Origin of the sequence: Bradyrhizobium sp. AZCC 2289, assembly GCF_036924615.1 — a bacterium.
GTDB lineage: Bacteria > Pseudomonadota > Alphaproteobacteria > Rhizobiales > Xanthobacteraceae > Bradyrhizobium.
Window position 1 is genome coordinate 4,839,350 of record NZ_JAZHRY010000001.1, and the last position, 21,508, is coordinate 4,860,857.

A 21,508-nucleotide genomic window follows, 5' to 3' on the forward strand; every position below is an offset into this window, starting at 1 on the left:
CGATGCCGCTAGGAGTGAGACCGTCATAAAGACGGTTTCGGCGGTGTTATAATGCCTTCAAATAGTTGCCATAGCTGGTTCCGATTGCCCAAGGAAGTTCGACCGCGGGAACTTCGCCGTTGCCGGGCCGCCGTGGTGTCGATCGGAGCCGAGCTCAATGCAATCACCGACGTTTGTGAAGACCACGTCGGTGATGAGGACGAAAATGTCGCTCACCTCCCGCTGAGAGGTATGCCGTACGTCGCAAAAGACGTGTTTGATCGCATCGCAAGGCGCGGCCAATGGGGCGGTGCACGATCCCCAGGTCCCGCGAACGCAGACGCAGCTATTTTGCGTCTTCTCGATGCCGCTGGAGCGCGTCAGGTCGCAGTCTCCAGCATGACGACCCTTGCCTATGAGCCGTCCGGCCACAATGCCTACCTCGGTCGGACCATGAACCCTTGGCACCCCGATGCCATCAGTGGCGGTTCATCCAGCGGCTCTGCCGCCTTGGTCGCGGCTCGATGCGCATATCTCGGTATCGGCTCTGATACCGGCGGCTCGATCCGGATTCCGGCGGCGTGCTGTGGCGTGGTCGGGCTCAAGCCCGGACACGGAAAGCTCGTAACGGACGGAGCAATGCCGCTCGCACCGAGCCTTGATGTCATCGGCTTCATAACGCGGCGGGCCGAAGATCTCATCCGCGTTTGGGAAGTCGCCTCCCCGAGCAGCGATGCTGGCATGACGATTTCATCGGTGGCCGTCTACTCAGAACTGCTTGAATCGTCATCGTCGGTCTGCGCGGCCATACGGGCGGCACTCCGGACACTGAGAAATCTCGGCATAAGCGAGCGAGAAGTTTCTGACGTTCGAGCTATCACGCAGGCCGACCGAGATGCATTGACGATCATGCAAGTCGAGGCCGCGCGGATACATGACGACACGTCGCTGAGCGGCGGCGACCCGGCACTTTCGAGACGTATCGCCAAGGGAAGAGAGATATCCGACGCAGAGATGGACGCCGCGTTGGGCCGTCGGAACGATCTGCTGACAGCCGTTCTTTCGAGCTGGCAAGGGTGCGGTGCGGCGATTCTGCCGGTGATGGCGATGCCGCCTCCCGACGCGACTGAAGTCGATCCTCAGTCCGCTCAGTTCAGGGCGAGAACCCTGTATGAGCTAAGTGGTCTGACGCGGTTCGTAAATGCACTTGGGCTGCCTGCGATCGCCGTCCCGATCGGATTCGATGAACGGGGCGTCCCGCAGTCGATGCAGATCGTGGGGCGGCCGGATTCGGAATTCGCGCTCCTGAGGCTCGCGCATCTCTATCAATCAAATACGAAATGGTTGCAGCAGGCGCCGGCGATCTGCGCTGCGACCGACCTTGGAGAATCTGCTTGAATACGAACCACTCATCGTCCGCTCTCAGTCATCTCCGGATAATCGATCTCACTCGCGTGCGAGCCGGACCGACCTGCTGCCGCATCTTTGCCGATTTCGGAGCGGACGTGATCCGGGTCGAGGCAACTGCTGGAGCCGACCCCAATTCGACCGTCCTGGGATCACGACTTGCGGCCGACAGCCAGAACCTGCACCGGAACAAGAGATCGATCACGTTGAACTTGAAGTCGCCGCGCGGCCTCAAGGCGCTGATGGATCTCGTCAAGACGGCAGACATCGTCGTTGAGAATTTCCGGCCCGACGTAAAGGAGCGGCTCGGTTTCTCGTACGATGAACTCGCCAAGGTCAATCCGCGGATCATTCTCGCTTCGATTTCGGGATTCGGACAGACCGGCCCTTACGCCAAGCGTGCCGGCTTCGATCAAATCGCGCAGGGAATGGGCGGCCTGATGAGCGTCACCGGCGAACTCGACGGCGGTCCGATGAGAGCAGGCATCGCCGTCGCAGATTCATCCGCCGGGAATTACGCAGCCATTGGCATATTGGTTGCTTTGGCCGAACGTGAGCGAAGCGGTCAGGGACAATGGGTTCAGACCTCGCTTTTGCAAGCGATGATCGCCATGACCGACTTCCAGGCTGCAAGCTATTTGGTGGAGGGACGCGTTCCACGATCGGCAGGGAACGATCACCCTTACTCAACTCCGATGGGCGTCCTGGCTACTTCCGACGGGCATATCAACATCGGCGTGGGCGGTGAAGGTCAATGGGCCGGATTCTGTCGTGCCATCGAGCGCCCCGACCTTCAGAGCCATCCGCATTTCTCCGTGCAGGAGCTGCGATTCAAGCACCGCACCGAACTGATGGGGGAGCTGGCTGCGGTTTTCCGTCTTCGGACCTCCGAACAGTGGATCGAAATATTGACCGTGGAGAACGTGCCCGCCGGCTCCATCAACGACATGGAGCAGGTATTCAAGGACCCGCAGGTGGAACATCTGGCGATCGCCGCGCCGTTGCAGCATACCGAGCTGGGACCGATCCGGCTGGTCGCCACGCCGTTGACGTTGTCGCGCACATCCCCATCGGTCCGGTCTCAAGCGCCGGCCATGGGCGAGCACACGAACGCAATCCTTCGCGAAATCGGCATTGCCGAGACCGAGATCAGTTCCATGAGAAAAGCTCAGGAGATCTGAATGTTGGGTCGAGCAGGATATTGGGGGCACGGATGACGACGACGAATTTACGGGGAATTCTGCTGGTTCTGCCGGCCACGGTCTGGCTCCTTGTCTTCTCGGTAGCTCCCGTCGTCCTGCTGATCATGATGTCCTTCTGGACATCAAGTATCTTCGGAACAACAACGGATCTCACTCTCGACAATTACCGGGTCATTCTGGACGACCCGATCTACTTCAAGGTGCTGTTTCAGACGATACGCATTTCGGCGAGCGTAACGCTGATCTCCCTGATCGTCTCCTATCCGATGGCATACTTCATTGCGACGCGGCCATCAGCCACCAAGGCCATTTTCCTGGTTCTCCTTTTTCTGCCGTTCTGGTCGAGCTACGTCGTTCGTACTTTCGTCTGGCTCCCGATGCTGGGGCGGTCGGGCCTGGTGAACTCGATTCTGATGAAGCTTGGCATCATCAATGCGCCGCTAGACTGGCTCCTCTACAACGAAGGTGCGACCCACATCGCACTCGTCTACGTCTACACGCTCTTTATGACGCTGCCGATCTACTTGTCGCTGGACAAACTCGATCCGAAGCTGATTGAAGCTGCTGCCGATCTTGGCGCGGGGCCATGGCGCACGTTTCGTCGCGTTATTCTGCCTCTGTCCATGCCGGGAGTACTGTCCGGCTGCGTCATGGTCTTCCTTCTCGCCTGCGGCGCTTATGTCACCCCTCAGATGCTTGGCGGGACATCGGGCATCATGTTCGGCAACATCATCGCCCCTCAATACACCGTTACGAACAATTGGGCCTTGGGGTGCGCCTTGTCTGTTGTCCTCATACTCGTGGTGTCCCTCTGCCTCATGATCTTCGGCAGGAAAGTTCGTCTCAATGACGTCTTCATCGGAGGTTGACATGAGTTCGATTCCATTTTCCGAAAATACGACGAAGACTTCTTCCTTCTCGCTCCGTCGTACGGCGTTGTTGGTCTACGCAGCGGCGTTCTACGCCTTCCTGTACGTCCCCATACTGCTCCTCGTGGCTCTTTCCTTCAACGACTCGCAAATAACCGGCTTGCCGTTCAAAGCACTCACCCTGCGCTGGTACGTTCAGGTCTTCAATTCTACCGAAATGCTGCTTGCGATCGGAAGCAGCGTCGCCCTCGGAATCCTGAGCGCCTTGATTGCTACGACGCTCGCTCTGCTGCTGGCTCTCGGCTTCCGGTACGAATTCCCGCTCAAAGGCCTCCTGATGAAAATCATCCTGATGCCTGTACTCATTCCGGGAATCGTCGGCGGCGTGATCTATCTCATATTCTTCGGCTACGGACAGATTCCATTTGGCCTATGGACGACGGCGTTGCCGGTTCACATCACCTGGGTGCTGCCGTTCGCGTTTCTAACCTTGTTTCCGCGGATGCATGGGCTTGACCGAAGTCTGGAAGAAGCTGCAGCAGATCTTGGCGCTCGACCCTCGACCGTGTTCTTTCGGATCATCCTTCCGATCATCAAGCCCGGCGTGGTGGCCACGACAATGTTCGCCTTCACGTTGTCGTTTGACGAGTTTATCCGGACGCTTTTCGCGATCGGCAGCCAACGTACCATTCCTGTGCATCTTTGGTCGCTTCTCTCAGACCAAATGGCACCGTTCTTGCCCGCAGTGGGCGTGATCATCATGATGATCTCAATGATTGTTTCATTGATTGGATTTTCGCTGTCCGCTCGAAGCAACAATTCGACCGGCAGTTACTGACCGCAGCTACCTCGTTCGGCCACATTCATGCAACGGAGACGAAAATGACTGCAAATGGTATTGACCAGAACACTCTCATCGCTCGGCGCACAGTTCTGAAAGGAGCGGCCGCAGTAGCCATAGCCGCGACTGCCGGCTTTGGAACGTCTGCCCGATCGCAGACGTCGGAAGTCACTGCTCTCATGGTGAATGCGATGGTGGGGCCAACGCTCAAGCCCATCGTGGAGGAAGAAGCCAAGATCCGCTTCGCGGAAGGTGCCTTCATGTCCGGGACGGATACCGTATCCCGTCTCACCGCCCCGGGCGGCGCACGCTATGACTTGATGAACAGCTCGTTCGCCTTTTCCCAGCCGGTCGTGATGGGTGCCAGCTCTGGCCAGGAGCGCGTGCAGGCGATCGACACGTCCCTGATCCCAAATATGAAGCATATCAACGATGCCTCAAAGGTCGCGATCGGCCAGCGCGACGGCAAGGTCTACATGGTGCCTCACAGTTGGGGATTCGATTCCATCCTCTACAACCGCACAGTAGTTCCGGATGACGACGCCTACACGCAGTCATGGTCGCTTCTTTTCGAAGACAAGTATGCGGGACGGATCGGGTGGTGGGACGTCGCACACCAGATGCTGATGGCGGCGGGTCTGTATCTAGGGCACGCCAAACCCGAACTGATGGATCGCAATCAGCTCGCCGAGGTGACCAAGTTCCTCGTCGCCAAGAAGAAGAACGTGCGTACCTTTTACAGCACGTTCGCCCAGGGCTCAAATCTCTTGAGCAACGGCGAGATCGACGTCTGCTACGGCATTGCGCCGATGCGCAACGAACTTCAGAAGCGTGGCTTCAACATCACCGGAGCTTGGCCGAAAGAAGGAGTACTGTCCCTTATCAGCACCTCGTACATCCCGAAGGATTGCAAGAACGTCGCCGGAGCACACGCAGCCATCAACGCAATGCTCGGCGAGCGATACTCGCGGGCAGTCGCGGACGGCAGTGGCTACCTGCCGGTTACTGACTTTGGTCTTAGTGACGTGACGCCCGAACAGCGCAAGCGCTTCGGATACGGTCTCTTTGATGGTTCGGTGAAGCATTATCCGCTCGCCTTCCCCTCGAACATGAACATGTGGATCGAGGCCTGGAGCAAAGTGAAGAGTTCCTCATGACGTTCGCGGCGCACAAGACCATGTTTGAAAGCAAGGAGATTCCCTTGACCGATGATGAACGCGAGGTTGCTGTATCCTTGCGCGGTATCGGAAAGACGTTCGGGGATACCACGGCTTTGGAACCCGTGACACTCGACATAAAGAGAGGCGAGTTTTTTTCACTTCTCGGACCTTCCGGGTGCGGAAAGACGACTCTTCTCCGGATCATCGGCGGCTTCGAAACGCCGACCTCCGGCGAGGTAAGCATTGCAGGCCGGTCAGTCACCGGTCTCCAGCCCTATGAAAGGCGCACCAACATGGTCTTTCAGCATGGGGCGTTGTTTCCCCATCTGACTGTTGCCGAGAACATCGCGTTCGGCCTTGAAATGAAGCGCGAGCCGCGGGACGTGATCAAGCGAAAGGTCGGTGAGGCGCTTGAGCTCGTTCGTCTGACCGAGTTCGGATCGCGCAAGATCGATCAGCTCTCTGGCGGCCAACGTCAGCGAATAGCGATGGCGCGAGCACTGGTGAACGACCCCGAGGTGCTCCTGCTCGACGAACCGCTAGGCGCACTGGACCTTCGGCTGCGCCTACAGATGCAGGATGAGCTCAGGCGACTTCACAAGCAGATCGGCGGCACGTTCATATTCGTTACGCACGACCAGGGCGAAGCTATTACGATGTCCGACCGGCTGGCCGTCATGAGTAACGGCCGAATTCAGCAGATTGGCACCCCGCGTGAAGTTTACGAGCGCCCGTCGAGTCGTTTTGTCGCTGAATTCATGGGGCATTCGAACTTTTATGACGGAGAGGTCGGATCCCGCACTTCCGATGGCGTGGGAGAGGTCATTATCAATGGCTGCGCTTTTCCGTGTCGGATACCTTCCGAATTCAACGTCGGAAGCAAGGTATTCGTCGCGCTCCGATACGAGCGGGTGGAGATCGTACCGGCCGGCGAGTTGTGCGCTGGGATCGAAGGCACTCTCGTGGAGGAAAACTATCTTGGGCCGACTCTTCAACGCACTGTCGACCTTGGTGCGCTGGGAACGATCCTTTCCGACACGGCCAATAACGGGAGACAGACGCCGATGGGCGTAGGTAGCCGTGTCTGCGTAAGATGGAGCATAGACGGCCCGACGGTTCTCGCCGCGTCGTAACGCCACCACTTCCTGTGAAAGACTTCAATGCGCGGCCTATCAATAAACCACTATATTGCGCCGACCGGATATCCTCTTGAACGATTCTTCGACGACTGCGCCGACTCCGGCGCTACCGGCGTCGGCCTGACTGAACGGGCTCTCGACGAGATGCCTGTTGCCACCATCAAGGAGCACCTCTCGAAGCGAAAACTTGCTGTGACATCCGTCAACAGTGCCGGCTTCTTTCTTTGGGACGCGCCGGAGAAATCCCGGAAGCAGCGAGAAGTCAACGCGTTCCTGATCGACGCATCCAGCGCGCTCGAGGCATCGGCGCTTACGACCATCGGCGGAGGACTAACGGACGCCGGAGAGCCAAGCGGGACTAGCTTGAACACGCTGCGTGACAGAGTGGTGAAGTCCCTGCCTTCCCTCATCGACGATGCCAACATTAAGGGCGTCCGGCTCGGGGTCGAGCCGATGCATCCAAGCCGTATGCCGAACAAGTCCCTATTGAATACCCTGTCTCAAACAGAAGCGTTGCTCTCGCGCTTCGGCGATCTCACCGTCATGCTTGATGCCTTTCATACTTGGTGGGAGCCGGACCTCGATTCCTTCATTCAACGACACGCTTCTCGCATTTCGTGCGTCCAGTTGTCGGGCGTCCGACTTTCCGAAAATCCGGCCATGGCTCCATCGCGTTGCCCGATGCGCGAGGGGTGCTTCGACGCCGGTGGCATGATCAGTTTGCTTCGCGAAAACGGCTATGACGGACCGTTCGAGTTTGAACTTTTCTCGCACGAACTTGATGGACGCGAAGTGTCGGATGTGGTCCGGCAGGCCGTCGCAGACTTCACGAATCTCTCTAGCGCAGGGGCAGAATGATGTCGGTACTCGTAACAGGTGGGACCGGCTTCGTCGGCATAAACATCGCGAGCGTTCTTCTGGCCCGCGGGGATGCCGTCGTCCTTTTCGACCGATCGGCGGTGCCCGAGATAGCACACCGCCATTTGACGTCTCTACCTGGCCAATTGCGCGTTGTGATCGGCGACGTGTGCGACCGGAAGGCAGTGATCGCCGCGATGGAGGAGAACAAGGTTACGAAAGCTGTACATGGAGCCGCAATAACTGCCGGCCTCGATCGCGAAAAACGGGACGCGAGAACCATTGCGATGGTCAACACGATCGGAACGATTGAAGTACTCGAGGCAACTCTCGCATGTCACCTCACCCGCGTCGTACAGCTTGGCACCGGTTCCGTTTTTGGACGGCCCTCGCAGGGTCTGGACCTTCTCGATGAGGACGAAAATCCGACTCCAGAAAGCCTTTACGGCATTACGAAATATGCGGCCGAATGTATTGCCCGGCGCTATCGGGCTACACGCAACCTGGACGTCGCGGTCGGACGGTTGGGCGTGGTGTTCGGTCAGTGGGAGTACGATACCGGCGTCCGTGACACGCTCAGCATTCCGCTCCAGTTGTTGAAGGCGGCTGCAGCAGGTGAGGTGGCGCGCTTCATGCCGACGGTCCCGGACGACTGGATCTACGCCGCGGACGTTGCCTCCGCCGTAGCTGCCCTTCTCGACGCTCCCGACTTGCGGGAGCCCGTATACCATCTGGCGACGGGGCGTCGCTGGTCGGTGCCGTCATGGTGCGATCGACTGCAATCGGCTTTTCCGGGGTTCACATACGAGGTCACTGCCGATGCGAGCCGGGTGACGATCGGAGCATCTGCTCCCTCGCCGCGCCCTCCGTTCTCGGTCGAACGGATACGACGCGCGACAGCGTTCACTGCGGCATACGATGAAGCGAGCGCTTTTGACGATTACATCGAGTGGCATCGGGCTACGGTCAACCAAGGGTTTTGAGGTGCGGCATGGACGATTCTCTCCAGGGAATGTTTGGACTTAACGGGCGCGTCGTGGTTGTGACGGGCGCGGCGGGCGGCATCTGCTCGGCCATCGCGCGTGCAGTGGCCACAGCCGGTGGCCGCGTCGCGTGTTTGGACCGGTCTGCTCCGGCCGAACTCGTTGACGATATCCGGTCAAGCGGGGGCGTCGCACTTGCCGTTGCGTGCGATGTGACCGACGAAGCCAGCGTGGCCGAAGCGATTGCGATGGCGGCTGGCCAATGGGGCGGCATTTACGGCTTGGTCAACGGCGCATCCAACGACGATCCAACGTCCACCATCGTCGATATGCCGCTCCATGACTGGCAACAGACGTTTGCGGTGCACGTAAATGGCGCGTTCCTTGTGAGCCGTGCGGCCATTCCCTTCATGCAGCGCGCGGGTTCCGGCAGCATCGTTCATGTAGCATCGCAGATGGGGCACGTCGCTGCCAAGGGAAGGCCGGGCTACTGTGCGGCAAAAGGCGCCTTGATCCAACTCGCTAAGGCGATGGCGCTCGACCATGCCGATCAAGGCATTCGAGTGAACTCGCTTTCGCCTGGCGCTATCGAGACCAGGCGGATGTTGGTGCGCCACGGTGATCTCGCAACGGCCAAGGCCTATAATGGCCCCAAACACGCCTTGGGGCGCATTGGCCAGCCGATGGAGATCGCAACCGCGGCTCTTTTTCTGTTGAGCGACGCATCCAGCTTCATGACGGGATCGGATCTCCTGGTCGATGGTGGATACAACGCCATGTGACCCTCCCAAATTCCAAAAACATTCAATTGCAACCTTGCTGTTCCAAACAAAAAGGACTGAGTGAGACATGCCACAGACGACAACAAACGACGGTATCAAGCTGTACTTCGAGGAAACTGGCAGCGGTACGCCCATCATATTTGTTCATGAGTTTGCCGGCGACCACCGCAGCTGGGAACCTCAGATGCGGCATTTCGGCAGGCGTTTTCGTGCGATTTCGTTCGCAGCACGCGGCTATCCGCCCTCTGACGTTCCCGAAGGCGTAGAAGCCTATTCCCAAGCCAGGGCAGCGGACGATATTGCGGCGATCCTTGACCACCTTTCGATCGATACCGCGCATGTTGTCGGGCTCTCCATGGGCGGCTTTGCCACCCTCCATTTTGGCTTCCGACATGCCAAACGGGCGCGCTCACTATGCATCGCAGGATGCGGATATGGAGCCGAACCGGACAAGCAAATCCAGTTCAAGGGCGAAGCGGACGCAGTCGCGGCAGCAATCAGAACGCAGGGCATGAAGATCTTCTCGACGCGGTATGCCTACGGTCCGACGAGAGTGCAGTTCGAGAACAAGGACCCCCGGGGGTTCCGCGAGTTTGAGGAGCAGCTTTCCGGACATAGCGACGTCGGATCGGCGAATACCCAACTGGGCGTCCAAAGAGAACGCCCGTCGCTCTATTCGCTCGTCGACCAGATGAAAGCTCTCCGCGTTCCGTCCCTCATCGTCACGGGCGACGAGGATTGGCCGTGTCTCCTTCCGGGCGTCCTCATGAAGCAGAGCATACCTACTGCAGCACTCGCGGTGATCCCGAACTCCGGCCACACGATCAATATCGAGGAGCCGGACGAATTCAATCGCATTGTGTTGAACTTCCTTACTCAGGTCGACTGTGGCAGGTGGCCGTCCCGCGATCCACGTGCGGAAAGCAAGTCAATCACAGGCATCAAGGATTGATAGCCATAAAACTTGATTTGAATCGGGTGACTGCTCGAGAATGTGGACGTTAAATGCCTGTCGATATGAAATACGTTTCAAGTGAAGTAAGCGATGGAGTTGCAGTCGTTACGTTAAATCGTCCTGAAAAGCGAAACGCTGTGAGCCTGGCGATGTGGATGCAGCTCGCCGAGACATTCCACTCCCTGGCTAAGCGGTCCGATGCGCGGGTCGCGATCCTTGTTGGCGAGGGCGACCATTTCTGCGCCGGAGCGGATATCTCGGAGTTCGGCACCGTCCGGTCCGACCCGCAATCGGTGAAAGAGTACGATAGCGCGACTGAGGCTGCGACGCTCGCAGTCCGGGATTGGCCGGGACCGACTGTTGCGGCCATATCCGGCTACGCCATGGGCGGTGGTTGTGGACTCGCACTCGCATGCGATTTTCGTGTTGCCGATTCGACCGCAAAAGTCGGCATCTCGGCGGCGCGACTGGGGATTGTTTACAGCGTGCTCGATACCGAGTTGCTCTATCGTCAAGTCGGCCTTGCTAGTGCAAAGCGGATATTGTTCTCGGGGAAGCCGCTTCAGTTCGAAGAATGCGTTCGCATTGGTCTCGTCGACCTTCCCGCATCCGACCGCGCGCTACTGGAAGCGAGGCGACTCGCCAAGACGCTCGTTGACAATGCTCCTCTCACCATCGCAGGGAGCAAGGTCATTCTGGAAGCTATCGCAGGCGGAACAAGTGCTGCGCGGCACGACGAGATTGATCGTCTGATAGCAAATGCCTACGCCAGCAATGACTACAGGGAAGGCCGCGCAGCCTTTTTGGAAAAGCGTCTTCCCCAATTTCAGGGGTGTTGACGACTGGCGAAAGCCGGGCGGCTTCGTAGCCTCCCACACTTTTCGCCGCCCTGCTCGATTGTTAGCATTTTGAGACTTGTTTCGAGCTGCGGCCCAACTGTCGATGAAGGAGATGCCAAGTAGCGCCCTTGTTATGCTGTTTTAGCCGGAACTGTGCTGCCATCGGCTGAGATTGATCGCGATGCCGGGCGCGCGGCAGTGCTTCTGGTCGCGGGTCGCGAAGCAGCCCAAGCACACACCATCCAGGCGTGGAGGAATCTTCGAAAGGCTCATGGTGATGACGTGATTGTCGTGACCCGTCGAAACAGAGATGCTGTCGCCCTTAATCTCGCTGCTCGTAAGGTTCTCCGAGAAGAGGGTCTCATTCATGGTCCGGATCTCAGCCCGGTCGTCATCGATCGAGATGGGGCTTTAGGTCTGTTGCCGCTGGCAACAGGCGACCTGGTTCGTTTCGGGGAAACGTTGCCACAGCACAGGATCCGGAACGGCACCCGCGGGAATGTCGAAAAATGTGCCCGTGGTGTAAGCGGGTCCATTCGCGTCTCGATCCGTCTTGAAGATGGTCGACTGATCGAGGATGAATGGTCCGGGTTTGCACAACAACGGCGGCGCGGCAATGCCGGCATTCCGAAGATTGTTCATGCAGTCGCTGGTTCAGCCTATTCCGTCCAAGGCCGCACATCATCCGCGACTGTTCACTATATTGCGAGCGCGGCCGACGCCCGGGAAACCTATGTGGCTCTCACGCGCCATCGCCACGATGTGCGGATCGTGGTCGAGAGCGATCGTCTGGATGCCGCCTGTCGTGCTCGTCAGGAAGATCCAAGAATGGCGCCGACCCGATCGGCGGTGCTGGAGTCGCTGTTCAATGAAGCCCGGAGATATCATGAGAAGGCAAACGTTGTCGACCATGTCCGTGATCGAACAGAATTTATCGACTCGGGGTCAGTCGACCTGCCTCAATCGCAGGGTAGACCCACCATTGGCGCTGCTGTTGAGGCCGCGAGGCGGGTCGAGATTGCTTCACAATACCTTGGGGAGCGGGGCGGGGGAATCACTGCCCAATTTCGGCATTTAGCGGCGAAGTTTCTGGCTCATCGCAAAATGTCCCCCGATGCGAAGAAGATTATTGACAGGGTGAGAGCCTGGATGCATTCGAGGCCAAGTGCAGCGTGCCACATTCGGCAACAGCCCATCTATGAAGTTCAGCGATAAAAATTTCAAAATCTGAAATGACCCAAGATGTCGGGAGACTAAGAGACATTTTGCAGCCATTCGAACCCAAGACGGCTGCCCATCCTTTGATCTAATTGAAGCTTCCGCTTTGTCATTGCTTCACCGGCAAGTTCGGTGTCCCTAAGACCAAGTTGCCTGATGATATGGGTACGAAGCTGCGGGAGGCGACTTATGAATTCACGATGGTTGGGGTTCTTGAATAGCGCGACTATGATTGCGTCAAGCGTCCAGATAGTGGTCGTCCAGCATTCAAGGAAATCAATCGGCATCTCTTGAAAATCACCTTCCAGTACCAGCCGTCGGACTGGAGGATGTTTTCCCCAAAAGAAGGCGGAAATAGCTCTCACGGCCAGTCGCGGCCAACCCTGTTCGTCGATTGTGCAAGTTAGACCGCCCGGAAATGCGCCGCATTGCGCATTCCATAGTATGGCCATCAAAAGAAGCCGGAGTTTCACGACATCGGCCGCACCAACAGGCCGCGCGATTTTCGTGAGCCCCTCAGCATATTTCGTCACGGCCCGTTCGAATGCTTTGCGGTCAGCCGGCTTCTGCTGGGGAGCCTCGGGAGGAAGCGGGTTAGGCGCCGGAGTTTCATTTCCCTCGGGACCATCGGTGCTCTCGGTTTCGTCGCCGAGATCCATCCAATCGTCGTTTTCTTCCCCGGCTGACTTCTGTTCTTTGTCAACAATTCCGGATAGTCGATTCAGAAGAGCGCGTACCCCATCGCAGTGCGTCCCCGCAAGGGCATTCTCTCCTCTACGGCCACTAACGGGACGGCCCTCCCGTTCCCTCATAAATTCCTCATAGCTGAGTATGCGGCTGGGCTTCTGTTCGACCTCCGTGCGTGTTCGTCCATCACGCGATGAATGGAGCTCAGTCCTGACGTCGTCCTCGCCGGTATCAGCGCGGAACAAGTCTTCGAATGCCTCCAATAGAAATAACTCAATTCCCGTGCCGTCATCAAACAGCGAAGCTGACCTTGCCACGCGGCCGGTCGTAGGCTCGCGTCGGCGGGCTTTTACCAAGGCCCGGTGGGTAACGGGTGCAATAGTCGAAGAGAAATCACCCGCAGCAGCGCGGGCAAAATGGACTTGAGCGAGGATGTCAGTGTCGCACAGAACAGCATATCGATCTCCGCGGGGATCATGCTTTTCGGGGCCTGAGACATGCAGAACATTGCCGTCGCGGTCGAGAAGCTGAATATTGTACCCCGACCAATCCGGAGTGGCTGGACGCGTCCACAGTAGAAAGTCGTGATCGACCTCAAAAACCCCGGGGTACCGATTAGCAATGGGTCCCAATGGGATCGGGTCACGATGCTTAATGGGGGGAAGTTCGTTCGGTAGAGTTGGCAGACGGCTTAGCAACTCGCTCAACCCGAGTGCTTCTATGGACGTTCCGGTTGGAAGTTTTCTGTAGACACATGCCTCGGCATTAGTCCCTTGGAATCCCGCACGGCCTAGCGCTGCGGGTGTGCAATTTGCGCTTCCCGACAGGACGTGCTCATGCTCGAAAGTGAGTGCAATGAAAAGCTTGGCGTGCGTAAATCGGCTCTTACTCCAGTCCCCAATATCAATCAGTTCAACCTCAGACGGAATATCTACAACGCGCGGAAAATCATGCCGATGCGTGTCCAGAAGTATTGTGATTCGCTTCGGGGCAAGAGCTGTACGGAGGTCGGCCACTGATTGGAGAGCGTCATCCCAATAAGGACTGACAATAATCAGTCTTTCAACGGGCGCCGCATTTACGAGGCCCGCGTATCTTTCGAGTATCCCGGAATCCGAAGGCGCGGCCAAGAAGGCGATAGCGCTTCCGTCGGCTAGTGTTTGAACTGTGTCAGGTACATTTTCCATGAGCCACGGCGTCCGTTCGCGTGCCCATAGCAAGGCATCTCGAGCTGCGCCTTGCGCCTCGGCCGTAACGTGTTCCAAATATCTCCAGACGGAATGGATAAAGTCTTGTTCGGGTCCAGTCTCATTAGAGCATTCAATTTCAGTGGCAACCTCGACGTTGCCGCTAAGGCCGGCTGCGGTTAGGTTCGCCGAGTTAATGAAGGCGCGCCCACCATCGCGGCCCAGTTGCAGAACAATTTTCGGATGAAATAGACCTGAGGATGCGGGCGGGCCGTAGAGCACATAGTCCCGACCCAGTTGTTTGGGCAGGCTGGAGCCATCACTCAGGGAAATCGCTGTCATTCGTGCGTCTGCGATCAGGAGTATGTTTGTCGCCCCACTCGCCATAATCTGGGGCAGCATCACTTCCTCGGCAGCCTCGAATTCGACAGCGAAACTTGTCGCGATCGCACTGTGGAAGCCGCGCCCCTTTCGCCGAGCAAAGCGTTCTGGCAGCTTCACAGAACGCCCTCTAATAACCGGCGACCTCTGGCTGTCAGACCATCAGCAGCAAGAAGCTTTATGTCAGCCAGGAATTGAACAGCAGGGGCAAGGCGTGGAGTAGTTTGGACGGGCAGGTAGTCAGCACGACGCGACAGCCGCCCGTCATGGACCTCAAATAAAAACGTATAATCCTTCTGTCGGCGGAGCTTTTGCATTGCGACCCAAGTGTGGCGCCGAACCACGCGTTGCATCAGGTAATCAGCTATTACTTCCACAAGGGGTTGGTCTTCGCGCTCACGAAACCAAATTAGCTCGGTCCGAACCGACCGGGAATGGGCGTGAATCGGGAAGCTGCGGTCAACCTCTGCTGCAAGGTCGCGCCGTTTGTTAACGCGATCGTACAGGGCGGCTATGAGCTTTATGACGTCCCAGATTTTGTCTGGCGCGTGGCGCCTTCCCGCGACGGACTGCGACCAGGCTTGAAAGTCGTCATCCTTCGAAGACAGACTGTCACTGAAATTCTTCCAGCTTCCGCGGGAAGAACTGGGATCGGCACCTTCCAGCCGGTCTGTTGCAAGCGCCGATATTTGGCCGAATTCCAGACCTCCATCCAACTCCGCCATCAATGCAATAGACCAAGATAGCAGGCCAGCGGCTGCGACCTGGAACAGGTCATGCACCTGGTAGGTCTCCCAGCGAAGACGCTGCCTTTCAAGTGGATCGGAATACCCGGTGTCGGCATTCTTAAAGAGATACCAGCGAATATCGTCGGGGTCTGGTCGCTTGCTGAGCGCCGCCGAAACGCGGAGTAAAAGGAGAAGAGTCGCGCGGCGGCTTTGATCCTTCGCACCATCTCCGACGGGGAACAGGATCTGTTCGTAAGATTCCCGCTCCGATGAGGTATCGGAGATGTTGGAAGGCGTGAGGGCGCGAAGTGCTATCAGTTCATCCGATGTAACTCGAGCGGATTGGATCTTTGCAATGAGCAAATCTTCAACGTCGGGCCCGACGGCTTCGCGGAAGGCATTGGCTGACTTCAGACCCGCACCAATTGTTGCTTTCGGGATACCGTGGGAGCCCCGCTCAAACAGGCCCGTTTCCACCATTTGGGAATAATAGGCACCCCCAAAAACCCCCATTGATTGTCTGAGGTATCGGCTCACCTTGGCATCGGTCGACGACGCCTCGGCGAAGTCGATTTCGGTCTCCTTCAGCGAGAGGCGACTGTTCGCCCAGTCGATTCCTCCTACCCCGCCTTCACCGCCTGCGGCGGACGAAACCAGGGCGTAGAGCGCTTCGCCCCTTCGTACCCAGCGGCGCCAGTCTTCAAGATTGGTGCTGCCTTCGTGGTGCGCATAGGCATCGCTTAACCAGCAGTAGAATCCGTAGTAGCGTATCCGCAGAGTCACGTTGCTGATGCCCGGCAGCAAGGCTTGATATAGAACGACGCCGCTATTTTGTATTCCAAGGGGATCTAGACCCCTTTTCTCGGCGGGCTCTGTCCATTGCGGCAACGCGGTCATGTGGCCCCGATCGTCGACGGCTGCCAAAATGGCATCTTCCTCGCGAGAAGCTGTAGCTGTTTGATGCGTCGAGATGTAGTCCCTAAAGGACATGATCTTGTTATTAAAAAGTAAGGCACGGCAATCCAGCGGCCGGTCAGCGTCGCGCAGCGGGCGTTAAGGATCATCAAGCATTTCTTTGTCATCGAGAACGACGAGGCTCACGGTCTCGTCGCGGGCGACGCGGACCGTCTGCTCGCGAACCATGAACCGCGCAGCGCCTTGACGATCGAACCAGGCATCCGCCCCGATCTTTCGGGGCGCGCCGTCGTCCGGACGGCCGCCGAATTGAATACCGAACGCGGAGCTCTTCGCATCGAGATCTTCGCGAGGAAACCAGTGGCGGGGAACGCTCGGTGCGCGGGTGAACCATTTCCTGCCGCGGGGGGTGTGGCTTATGACGAAACCAGGAAATTGATCCAGATCGAATAGACGGATCGCTGTCGCGGTCAAGCTCGTCTTGAAGGCTTCGCCGAGCCGGCCGATCGATTTGAACGAGACCCGGTCGATTGCCGCCGCCCTCGGGGCGAACAGGTAGCGCGGCATGAGCAGGTCGGCAGCGTAGCCGTCTGCGACCTTCTCGGGTGACTGGGCGTCCCGCGGCCGATATTCGTCCACGCGACAGACCAACGTCTTGCCGCGGTGGAAACGCCAGTGTCCCAGTTCGTGGGCGATGGAAAACCGCTTTCGCCGGGCCGAACTGTCCTGCTTGACCGTGATGATCGCCTGGCCGTCGCAGCCGAGGATGTGGGCTTCGCAGCCGCATAGAGCACGAAAGCGGACCTTGGCGCCGACGTGGTAGGCGATCGCCTCAAGTTCGATCTCTTCGGGCTCGGTGATGCCGAGCTCCTGCAAGAGCGCTTCGGCAGGCGTCAAGGCCGATCCCTCATTCCAGCAGTCCGAGCTCGCGGATGGCTTCCAGCATGTCCAGAACGTCGGCGTCGGATAGTTCGCTTTCCTTCCTGGCCGCCAGAGTGAAGCTTTTGTCGTGAGCGTGAGAGTCGAGGACCTGGCGCAGGCGAGCGCGCGCTTCGCCGATCGGGATGGGAGAGACCGAGCGCGAGACCTTACTGGCCGCGGCGCCGGCCCGGGCGGCTTGGAGCCGTCCCTTGTTGGCGAGAAGCACCGTCTTCTCGAACAACGCCCGCATGCGGGCCGCATTTTCCTCCGGCGAGCCGACGTCCTGGGCGAACTGGGCTAGAATCTCCTCGTCCGAAGCCTCCATGATATCGTCAGCCATGGCCTGTCTGAGGCCCTGAAGGGGCTTCTTTGCTTCTTTGCGTTCGGTCATGGGATCCTCCCCTTCGGAGAGAGCTTCAGAAGTCGACGCCTCACCAGAGTGCGCTTAGTATTGTAGGCCGTACCTTGCAGGCCGGTAAGCTCCTTGAGTTGTTCCGTGTCGAAACCGGCCAGGATACCTTCGACCATGTCCCTCGCTACCGGATCATCATCGAACATCGCCAGAATCTCCGTCCGTCCACCTTCATAGGCAAGGTTGTCCTCGGCCGACCACTCCGGGGAAACCGGATCCTCGGCATCCTCGATCCCCGGCTGCGCGGTTGGCAAGTGGGTTGCCTGATTGTGGGCCTTATCGCGCTCGCCGTCAGCGATGCTGCTCATGGTGTCGATCAGATGCTTCATCACGTCGACGTCGACGGGGCAAATCCTAGTCCCCTGCAGCGTTCTCATGATGGCTTCCTGCTGCAGGTCCTCGAACTCCCATCCCGTCTTGAACGAGAAGGCTTTGGCCACCTTGTGCAGCCGGCTCCAGTCCGCGACCGAGAAGGCCCGGACGGCGGCCTCGACGTCATCGCGCGTTCGAGATGTCTTCTCGTCGTCGGCCGGCAAGCGTTCGCCCCCTCAAACGCCTATGCGGCGCGCCGCGAGCTCGGCGGACACGCCCGGAATATTTTTTTCGAATGTCCGTGGAGGCCCTCGGGCTCCGCATAGGTCATTAGGCACGATTATGTGCCGCAACCCAGAAGGGAATACAATGGCCGATGTTCTAGTTACTTGTATCACGAAACCGCATCCGAGCAGCCCGCACGAACACATCACGGAGCTCGGAAACCCGCGCGCGAACTGGAAATGGTCCCGCGAGCGGGTCATTTCGAGCATCGATGCCAAGGACAATACCTTCTACACGCTCGACCCGCGGACCGGGAAGCGCGCCAACGTCGGCGTCGTGCGTCCCACCGGCAGGGCCGCTTATGTAAGGACCTACGCCGACGGCGTCTGGAACGACAACCTGTTGGCGATGGATCGGTGCCCGATCTGAACTCAATCCGAAGGAGATAGATGGTGAGTAAGGACCAATTGTTTGTCGAACGCAGGCCGCAGGGCGATTACGCCGTGCGGCGCGGCGGCTCCGAGAGGGCCAGCGCGGTGTCGCCCACTCAGCAGGAAGCGATCGAGCGCGCGCGGGAGCTCAATCCCGGCCATGAGCCGCTAGTCGAAAGGGTGCGGCACACGAACGTCGGCGATCCGGACAAGTGGCGTAAGCCGTAGACGTTCAATTCTGCAGTTGGGATGTAGGTTGTTCCCATCGTGCCTGTTCAAGCGACTGATTGCGCATGTCGAGGCCGGTGTAGAGCCCGAGGGCGTTCATCTTCGCGCTGGTGGCGGGGCCAATGCCGTGGAATTTGCCGACGGGCAGGGATTGTTGTAGGAGATGCCGGCGGACGCGTTCAGGCCGGTGACTTCCTTGATCTTGGCGCGGATCGCCAAAGCGACATTGCGCGCCAGCGGAATGTTCTGGAGGTTTTCCGTGACGTCGAGGTAGGCCTCGTCGAGCGACAGCGGCTCGATGATCGGCGTATGTTCGGCGAAGATCTCACGGATCTGCTGCGAGACTACCTTGTAGAGCTCGAAGCGCGGCTTCACGAAGATCAGGTCCGGACACTGCCGCTTGGCCGTTACAGACGGCATCGCTGAGCGCACGCCGAACTTGCGCGCTTCGTAGCTGGCCGCAGCCACGACGCCGCGTTCGCGGGATTCGCCGACGGCGACCGGCTTGCTGCGCAGATCCGGATTGTCCCGCTGCTCGACCGACGCGTAGAAGGCATCCATGTCGACGTGGATAATCTTGCGCTGACGGGGCGAGGGCTCCGCCTGGTCGTCGTTCCCGTCGGTCATGGCGCCGTCGCGGCCGGATCTTCCTTGACGCCGCGGGCCACGATCTTGAGCGCCCCGTCCGGAAGCGGCCGTTGCAGCTTCAGGGCCTCGTCCGAAGTCGCCATCATCCAGGCATCGACTTCGTCCGGCGTCGTCAGGATCACCGGCATAGCCTTCGGGTGAATGGCGCCGACCTCGGCGTTCGGCTCCGTTGTGAGAAATGCGAAGAGGTCGTTAGTCGTCTCGCCTTCCTTGACCTTCCGGACGGACGTCCAGTTGGTCCAGATGCCGGCGAAGCAGGTGAGGGGGCGGTTCTCATCGAGCGCAAACCAAATGTCGCCGCCTTCGGCCTTGTTGAATTCGCTGAAGGAGTTGAACGGAACCACGCAGCGGTTCTCAATGCCTAGCCATCTCGTCCAGTGTTTGCTTTTCACGTTCCGGATGTTGGTCGTTCCGCCGTCGGGCTCCATCCGGAACAGTTCTTTAAAGTCGACCTGCTTGCCCTTGGCCTGCAGCTTTTCGGTCCGTTTTTTGGTGGCATCCATCAGCGCCTTTGACGACGATGGCATTCCCCACCGCGCGGTCGCGAGCTCGCGGCCCTCGGCCCCGTTGCGCACGATCGGCGCCTTGTAGTCCGGAAACACACCCGGCATCGGCGCAAGGTTGCCAACATATCGGTTGACCACGCGAAACAGCGCGATGATGGCGGCCTGGTTGGTCGTGATCGAATAGAGATTATGCCGACATCGGCATAATCTCTATTATGCCGACCCCTGGATTATGCCGACCATTGGCTCAGAACGGGCTCGGGCGGCGGTGATCGCTGCGTCGGAGTCGGCATAATCCGTTTGATCTCACAGCGTATGATCTCCTTCTTGCCAATTGAGGGGAGGCTTTCATGTCGATTGATCTGTCACGAGTTGGAGTTTCGGGTCCGCTTTTGGCCCGATCTCGCCTTATCCCACCGTTTTGCTTCGCGCCAACAGAGGAACCGACAATCGCTCTCAGCGGTCCGAGATGTACCAGCTCGATTGGATTATGCCGACGTTATAGCGGCAGTTACCGCCACGAAAGCTCGTTCTCCGACACTGGTCGGCATAATCTGGAAGTCGGCATAATAGAGGTTGCACATGGTTCAGGGTTCGGTTCGAGAATGACGTGGCTGCCAGGCCAATTGTAACAGGGTCGCTGCTGGACGACGGCCTGCTTTGGCGCATTTCCGGCAGCGCAGCCGGCTGGCGAGGTCGTGCACGAAGGTGGTCGGCGGATGCTTCATCGCCGCGAGGTCGACGTCGCTTGGCGTCTTGCACCTTGTGCACCGGATTTCCAGCCAGGGAAAGCCGCCGTTGACGGCCTGGTCGATGGTCGGTGACGGATCGATCGGCTCGCCGTCGGACCACATCCGCTCGTTCCAACTCTCGCACAGCAGCCTGTCGGCCTGCTGGATCAACGCCTCGCCCTTGGCCCGCATATCGGTCGACTGCGAGGCGAAAATTTTGGTCATCGCACGCGCCTTGCCGAGCTCCTTCGTCAGAGCCTTGCGGTCGCCACCCGACAGGGGCGTTGGGTGATATTTCGGAGCCATCCGTTTCATCCAAACGCAGAGAGGTCGGATCGGCAATCCGGGGCGGCTTATGTCTCGAAATTCGGCCAGCACCCGTCGTCCTCATGGCTGCCAGTCCTCTGCTTACAGGTGTCGTCCAAAAGCCGTTGCCCGACGTCCTTCCAAATGGCCTTCCCGCCGTACAGGCGGACCGCATCGACGGTCTGAATCCACGATCCGCTCGCAGCGCCGGCAGGAGACCCGCAGCACGTGACGCTGAATCTCCGAAAGCAGTCGCTGCCGCATTTGGACACCGGTGGCGCCAGCGCGAGGATCCTTGAGCAGCGAATCCCAATATTCGGCCGGAAGCGGCGCATCCGGAGCCATTGCGGGCACGGATACTCGACTAGGACGCGCCGCCCCTCTAAGCTCCTATTTCGACAATGACGGTCTGATTACTGGCGGGCTGTCGAGTGGTAATGGGAGAGATAATGGCTGAACGTCAACAGTGGGAATACAGCACGACCGTGTTCAATTCTGACGATAAGCAATCCGATATCGACGGTGTACTCGATGAGGCTGGCCCTAAGGGGTGGGAGTTGGTCAGCGTCGCAAACATGAGTGAGAAAGTGATATTCGTCTTCAAACGACCGAGCGGCTGGGGCTAGATTTTACTGGTATCACGGCCCTAATGGGGTAG

At 58.6% G+C, this 21,508-nt stretch carries 22 protein-coding genes and 2 pseudogenes; 15 read left to right on the top strand and 9 right to left on the bottom strand.

Annotated elements, in window-relative coordinates:
- The first annotated feature begins 51 nt into the window (after positions 1 to 51).
- From V1289_RS23035 to V1289_RS23090, 12 genes are all read left to right on the top strand, one after another.
- Complete coding sequence (locus V1289_RS23035; protein ID WP_334399043.1) at positions 52 to 1,377, top strand: amidase; 1,326 nt, start codon at positions 52 to 54, stop codon at positions 1,375 to 1,377.
- The gene (locus tag V1289_RS23040) at positions 1,374 to 2,567 is read left to right on the top strand and encodes a CaiB/BaiF CoA transferase family protein (protein WP_334399045.1); all 1,194 of its coding nucleotides are present in this window, start codon (positions 1,374 to 1,376) and stop codon (positions 2,565 to 2,567) included. Before V1289_RS23035 ends, V1289_RS23040 begins: the two co-directional genes overlap by 4 nt.
- 32 nt (positions 2,568 to 2,599) lie before the next feature.
- Positions 2,600 to 3,457, top strand: a complete 858-nt coding sequence (locus tag V1289_RS23045; RefSeq protein WP_334399047.1) for an ABC transporter permease — start codon at positions 2,600 to 2,602, stop codon at positions 3,455 to 3,457.
- A 1-nt stretch (position 3,458) separates the two neighbouring features.
- On the top strand, positions 3,459 to 4,295 hold the full coding sequence (locus V1289_RS23050; protein WP_334399049.1) for an ABC transporter permease: 837 nt from the start codon (positions 3,459 to 3,461) through the stop codon (positions 4,293 to 4,295).
- Positions 4,296 to 4,339: 44 nt separating this feature from the next.
- Positions 4,340 to 5,455 (top strand): ABC transporter substrate-binding protein, encoded by a 1,116-nt coding sequence (locus V1289_RS23055; RefSeq protein WP_334399051.1) that lies wholly within the window; start codon positions 4,340 to 4,342, stop codon positions 5,453 to 5,455.
- The gene (locus V1289_RS23060) at positions 5,452 to 6,591 is read left to right on the top strand and encodes an ABC transporter ATP-binding protein (protein WP_334399053.1); all 1,140 of its coding nucleotides are present in this window, start codon (positions 5,452 to 5,454) and stop codon (positions 6,589 to 6,591) included. The genes V1289_RS23055 and V1289_RS23060 overlap by 4 nt, the downstream gene beginning before the upstream one ends.
- A 27-nt stretch (positions 6,592 to 6,618) precedes the next feature.
- Positions 6,619 to 7,455 (top strand): sugar phosphate isomerase/epimerase family protein, encoded by an 837-nt coding sequence (locus V1289_RS23065; protein WP_334399055.1) that lies wholly within the window; start codon positions 6,619 to 6,621, stop codon positions 7,453 to 7,455.
- Positions 7,455 to 8,438: an NAD-dependent epimerase/dehydratase family protein gene (locus tag V1289_RS23070; protein WP_334399057.1), complete on the top strand. Its 984-nt coding sequence runs from the start codon at positions 7,455 to 7,457 to the stop codon at positions 8,436 to 8,438. Before V1289_RS23065 ends, V1289_RS23070 begins: the two co-directional genes overlap by 1 nt.
- A gap of 8 nt (positions 8,439 to 8,446) precedes the next feature.
- Positions 8,447 to 9,220, top strand: coding sequence for an SDR family NAD(P)-dependent oxidoreductase (locus V1289_RS23075; protein ID WP_334399059.1), 774 nt, complete (start codon positions 8,447 to 8,449; stop codon positions 9,218 to 9,220).
- 67 nt (positions 9,221 to 9,287) lie between these two features.
- A complete protein-coding gene (locus V1289_RS23080; RefSeq protein ID WP_334399061.1) occupies positions 9,288 to 10,172 on the top strand; it encodes an alpha/beta fold hydrolase in 885 nt (294 codons plus the stop codon).
- 53 nt (positions 10,173 to 10,225) lie between these two features.
- Positions 10,226 to 11,014: an enoyl-CoA hydratase/isomerase family protein gene (locus V1289_RS23085; RefSeq protein WP_334399063.1), complete on the top strand. Its 789-nt coding sequence runs from the start codon at positions 10,226 to 10,228 to the stop codon at positions 11,012 to 11,014.
- Positions 11,015 to 11,296: 282 nt separating this feature from the next.
- Entirely contained in the window at positions 11,297 to 12,229 is a 933-nt protein-coding gene (locus V1289_RS23090; protein WP_334399065.1) for a hypothetical protein, read from the top strand.
- 38 nt (positions 12,230 to 12,267) lie between these two features.
- Here the strand turns inward: V1289_RS23090 and V1289_RS23095 are convergent, their stop codons facing one another.
- The 5 genes from V1289_RS23095 to V1289_RS23115 form a co-directional block, all read right to left on the bottom strand.
- Positions 12,268 to 14,607 carry a hypothetical protein gene (locus tag V1289_RS23095; RefSeq protein ID WP_334399067.1) on the bottom strand — a complete coding sequence of 780 codons (2,340 nt, stop codon included), beginning with the start codon at positions 14,605 to 14,607 and terminating at the stop codon, positions 12,268 to 12,270.
- The gene (locus V1289_RS23100; RefSeq protein ID WP_334399069.1) at positions 14,604 to 16,205 is read right to left on the bottom strand and encodes a hypothetical protein; all 1,602 of its coding nucleotides are present in this window, start codon (positions 16,203 to 16,205) and stop codon (positions 14,604 to 14,606) included. The genes V1289_RS23095 and V1289_RS23100 overlap by 4 nt, the downstream gene beginning before the upstream one ends.
- A 63-nt stretch (positions 16,206 to 16,268) precedes the next feature.
- Positions 16,269 to 17,027 carry an ImmA/IrrE family metallo-endopeptidase gene (locus V1289_RS23105; protein ID WP_334399071.1) on the bottom strand — a complete coding sequence of 253 codons (759 nt, stop codon included), beginning with the start codon at positions 17,025 to 17,027 and terminating at the stop codon, positions 16,269 to 16,271.
- A 10-nt stretch (positions 17,028 to 17,037) separates the two neighbouring features.
- Complete coding sequence (locus V1289_RS23110; protein ID WP_334399073.1) at positions 17,038 to 17,442, bottom strand: hypothetical protein; 405 nt, start codon at positions 17,440 to 17,442, stop codon at positions 17,038 to 17,040.
- Positions 17,439 to 17,999, bottom strand: coding sequence for a hypothetical protein (locus tag V1289_RS23115; RefSeq protein WP_334399075.1), 561 nt, complete (start codon positions 17,997 to 17,999; stop codon positions 17,439 to 17,441). Before V1289_RS23115 ends, V1289_RS23110 begins: the two co-directional genes overlap by 4 nt.
- Before the next feature lie 145 nt (positions 18,000 to 18,144).
- Between V1289_RS23115 and V1289_RS23120 the strand changes: the two genes are divergently transcribed.
- On the top strand, positions 18,145 to 18,429 hold the full coding sequence (locus tag V1289_RS23120; RefSeq protein ID WP_334399077.1) for a DUF3892 domain-containing protein: 285 nt from the start codon (positions 18,145 to 18,147) through the stop codon (positions 18,427 to 18,429).
- Positions 18,430 to 18,452: 23 nt separating this feature from the next.
- Complete coding sequence (locus V1289_RS23125) at positions 18,453 to 18,659, top strand: DUF2188 domain-containing protein (protein WP_334399079.1); 207 nt, start codon at positions 18,453 to 18,455, stop codon at positions 18,657 to 18,659.
- A gap of 46 nt (positions 18,660 to 18,705) precedes the next feature.
- Here V1289_RS23125 and V1289_RS23130 read toward each other — a convergent pair.
- From V1289_RS23130 to V1289_RS23145, 4 genes and pseudogenes are all read right to left on the bottom strand, one after another.
- Positions 18,706 to 19,286 (bottom strand): annotated as a pseudogene (locus tag V1289_RS23130) (Y-family DNA polymerase); the annotation flags it as partial.
- Complete coding sequence (locus V1289_RS23135) at positions 19,283 to 19,951, bottom strand: SOS response-associated peptidase family protein (protein WP_334399080.1); 669 nt, start codon at positions 19,949 to 19,951, stop codon at positions 19,283 to 19,285. The gene V1289_RS23135 and the pseudogene V1289_RS23130, both read right to left, overlap by 4 nt.
- Positions 19,952 to 20,400: 449 nt before the next feature.
- Positions 20,401 to 20,850, bottom strand: a complete 450-nt coding sequence (locus V1289_RS23140) for a hypothetical protein (protein ID WP_334399081.1) — start codon at positions 20,848 to 20,850, stop codon at positions 20,401 to 20,403.
- Positions 20,851 to 20,897: 47 nt separating this feature from the next.
- Positions 20,898 to 21,195: pseudogene (locus tag V1289_RS23145) on the bottom strand (hypothetical protein).
- Positions 21,196 to 21,299: 104 nt separating this feature from the next.
- Between V1289_RS23145 and V1289_RS23150 the strand changes: the two are divergent.
- Positions 21,300 to 21,476: a hypothetical protein gene (locus V1289_RS23150; protein WP_334399083.1), complete on the top strand. Its 177-nt coding sequence runs from the start codon at positions 21,300 to 21,302 to the stop codon at positions 21,474 to 21,476.
- Positions 21,477 to 21,508 lie beyond the last annotated feature (32 nt).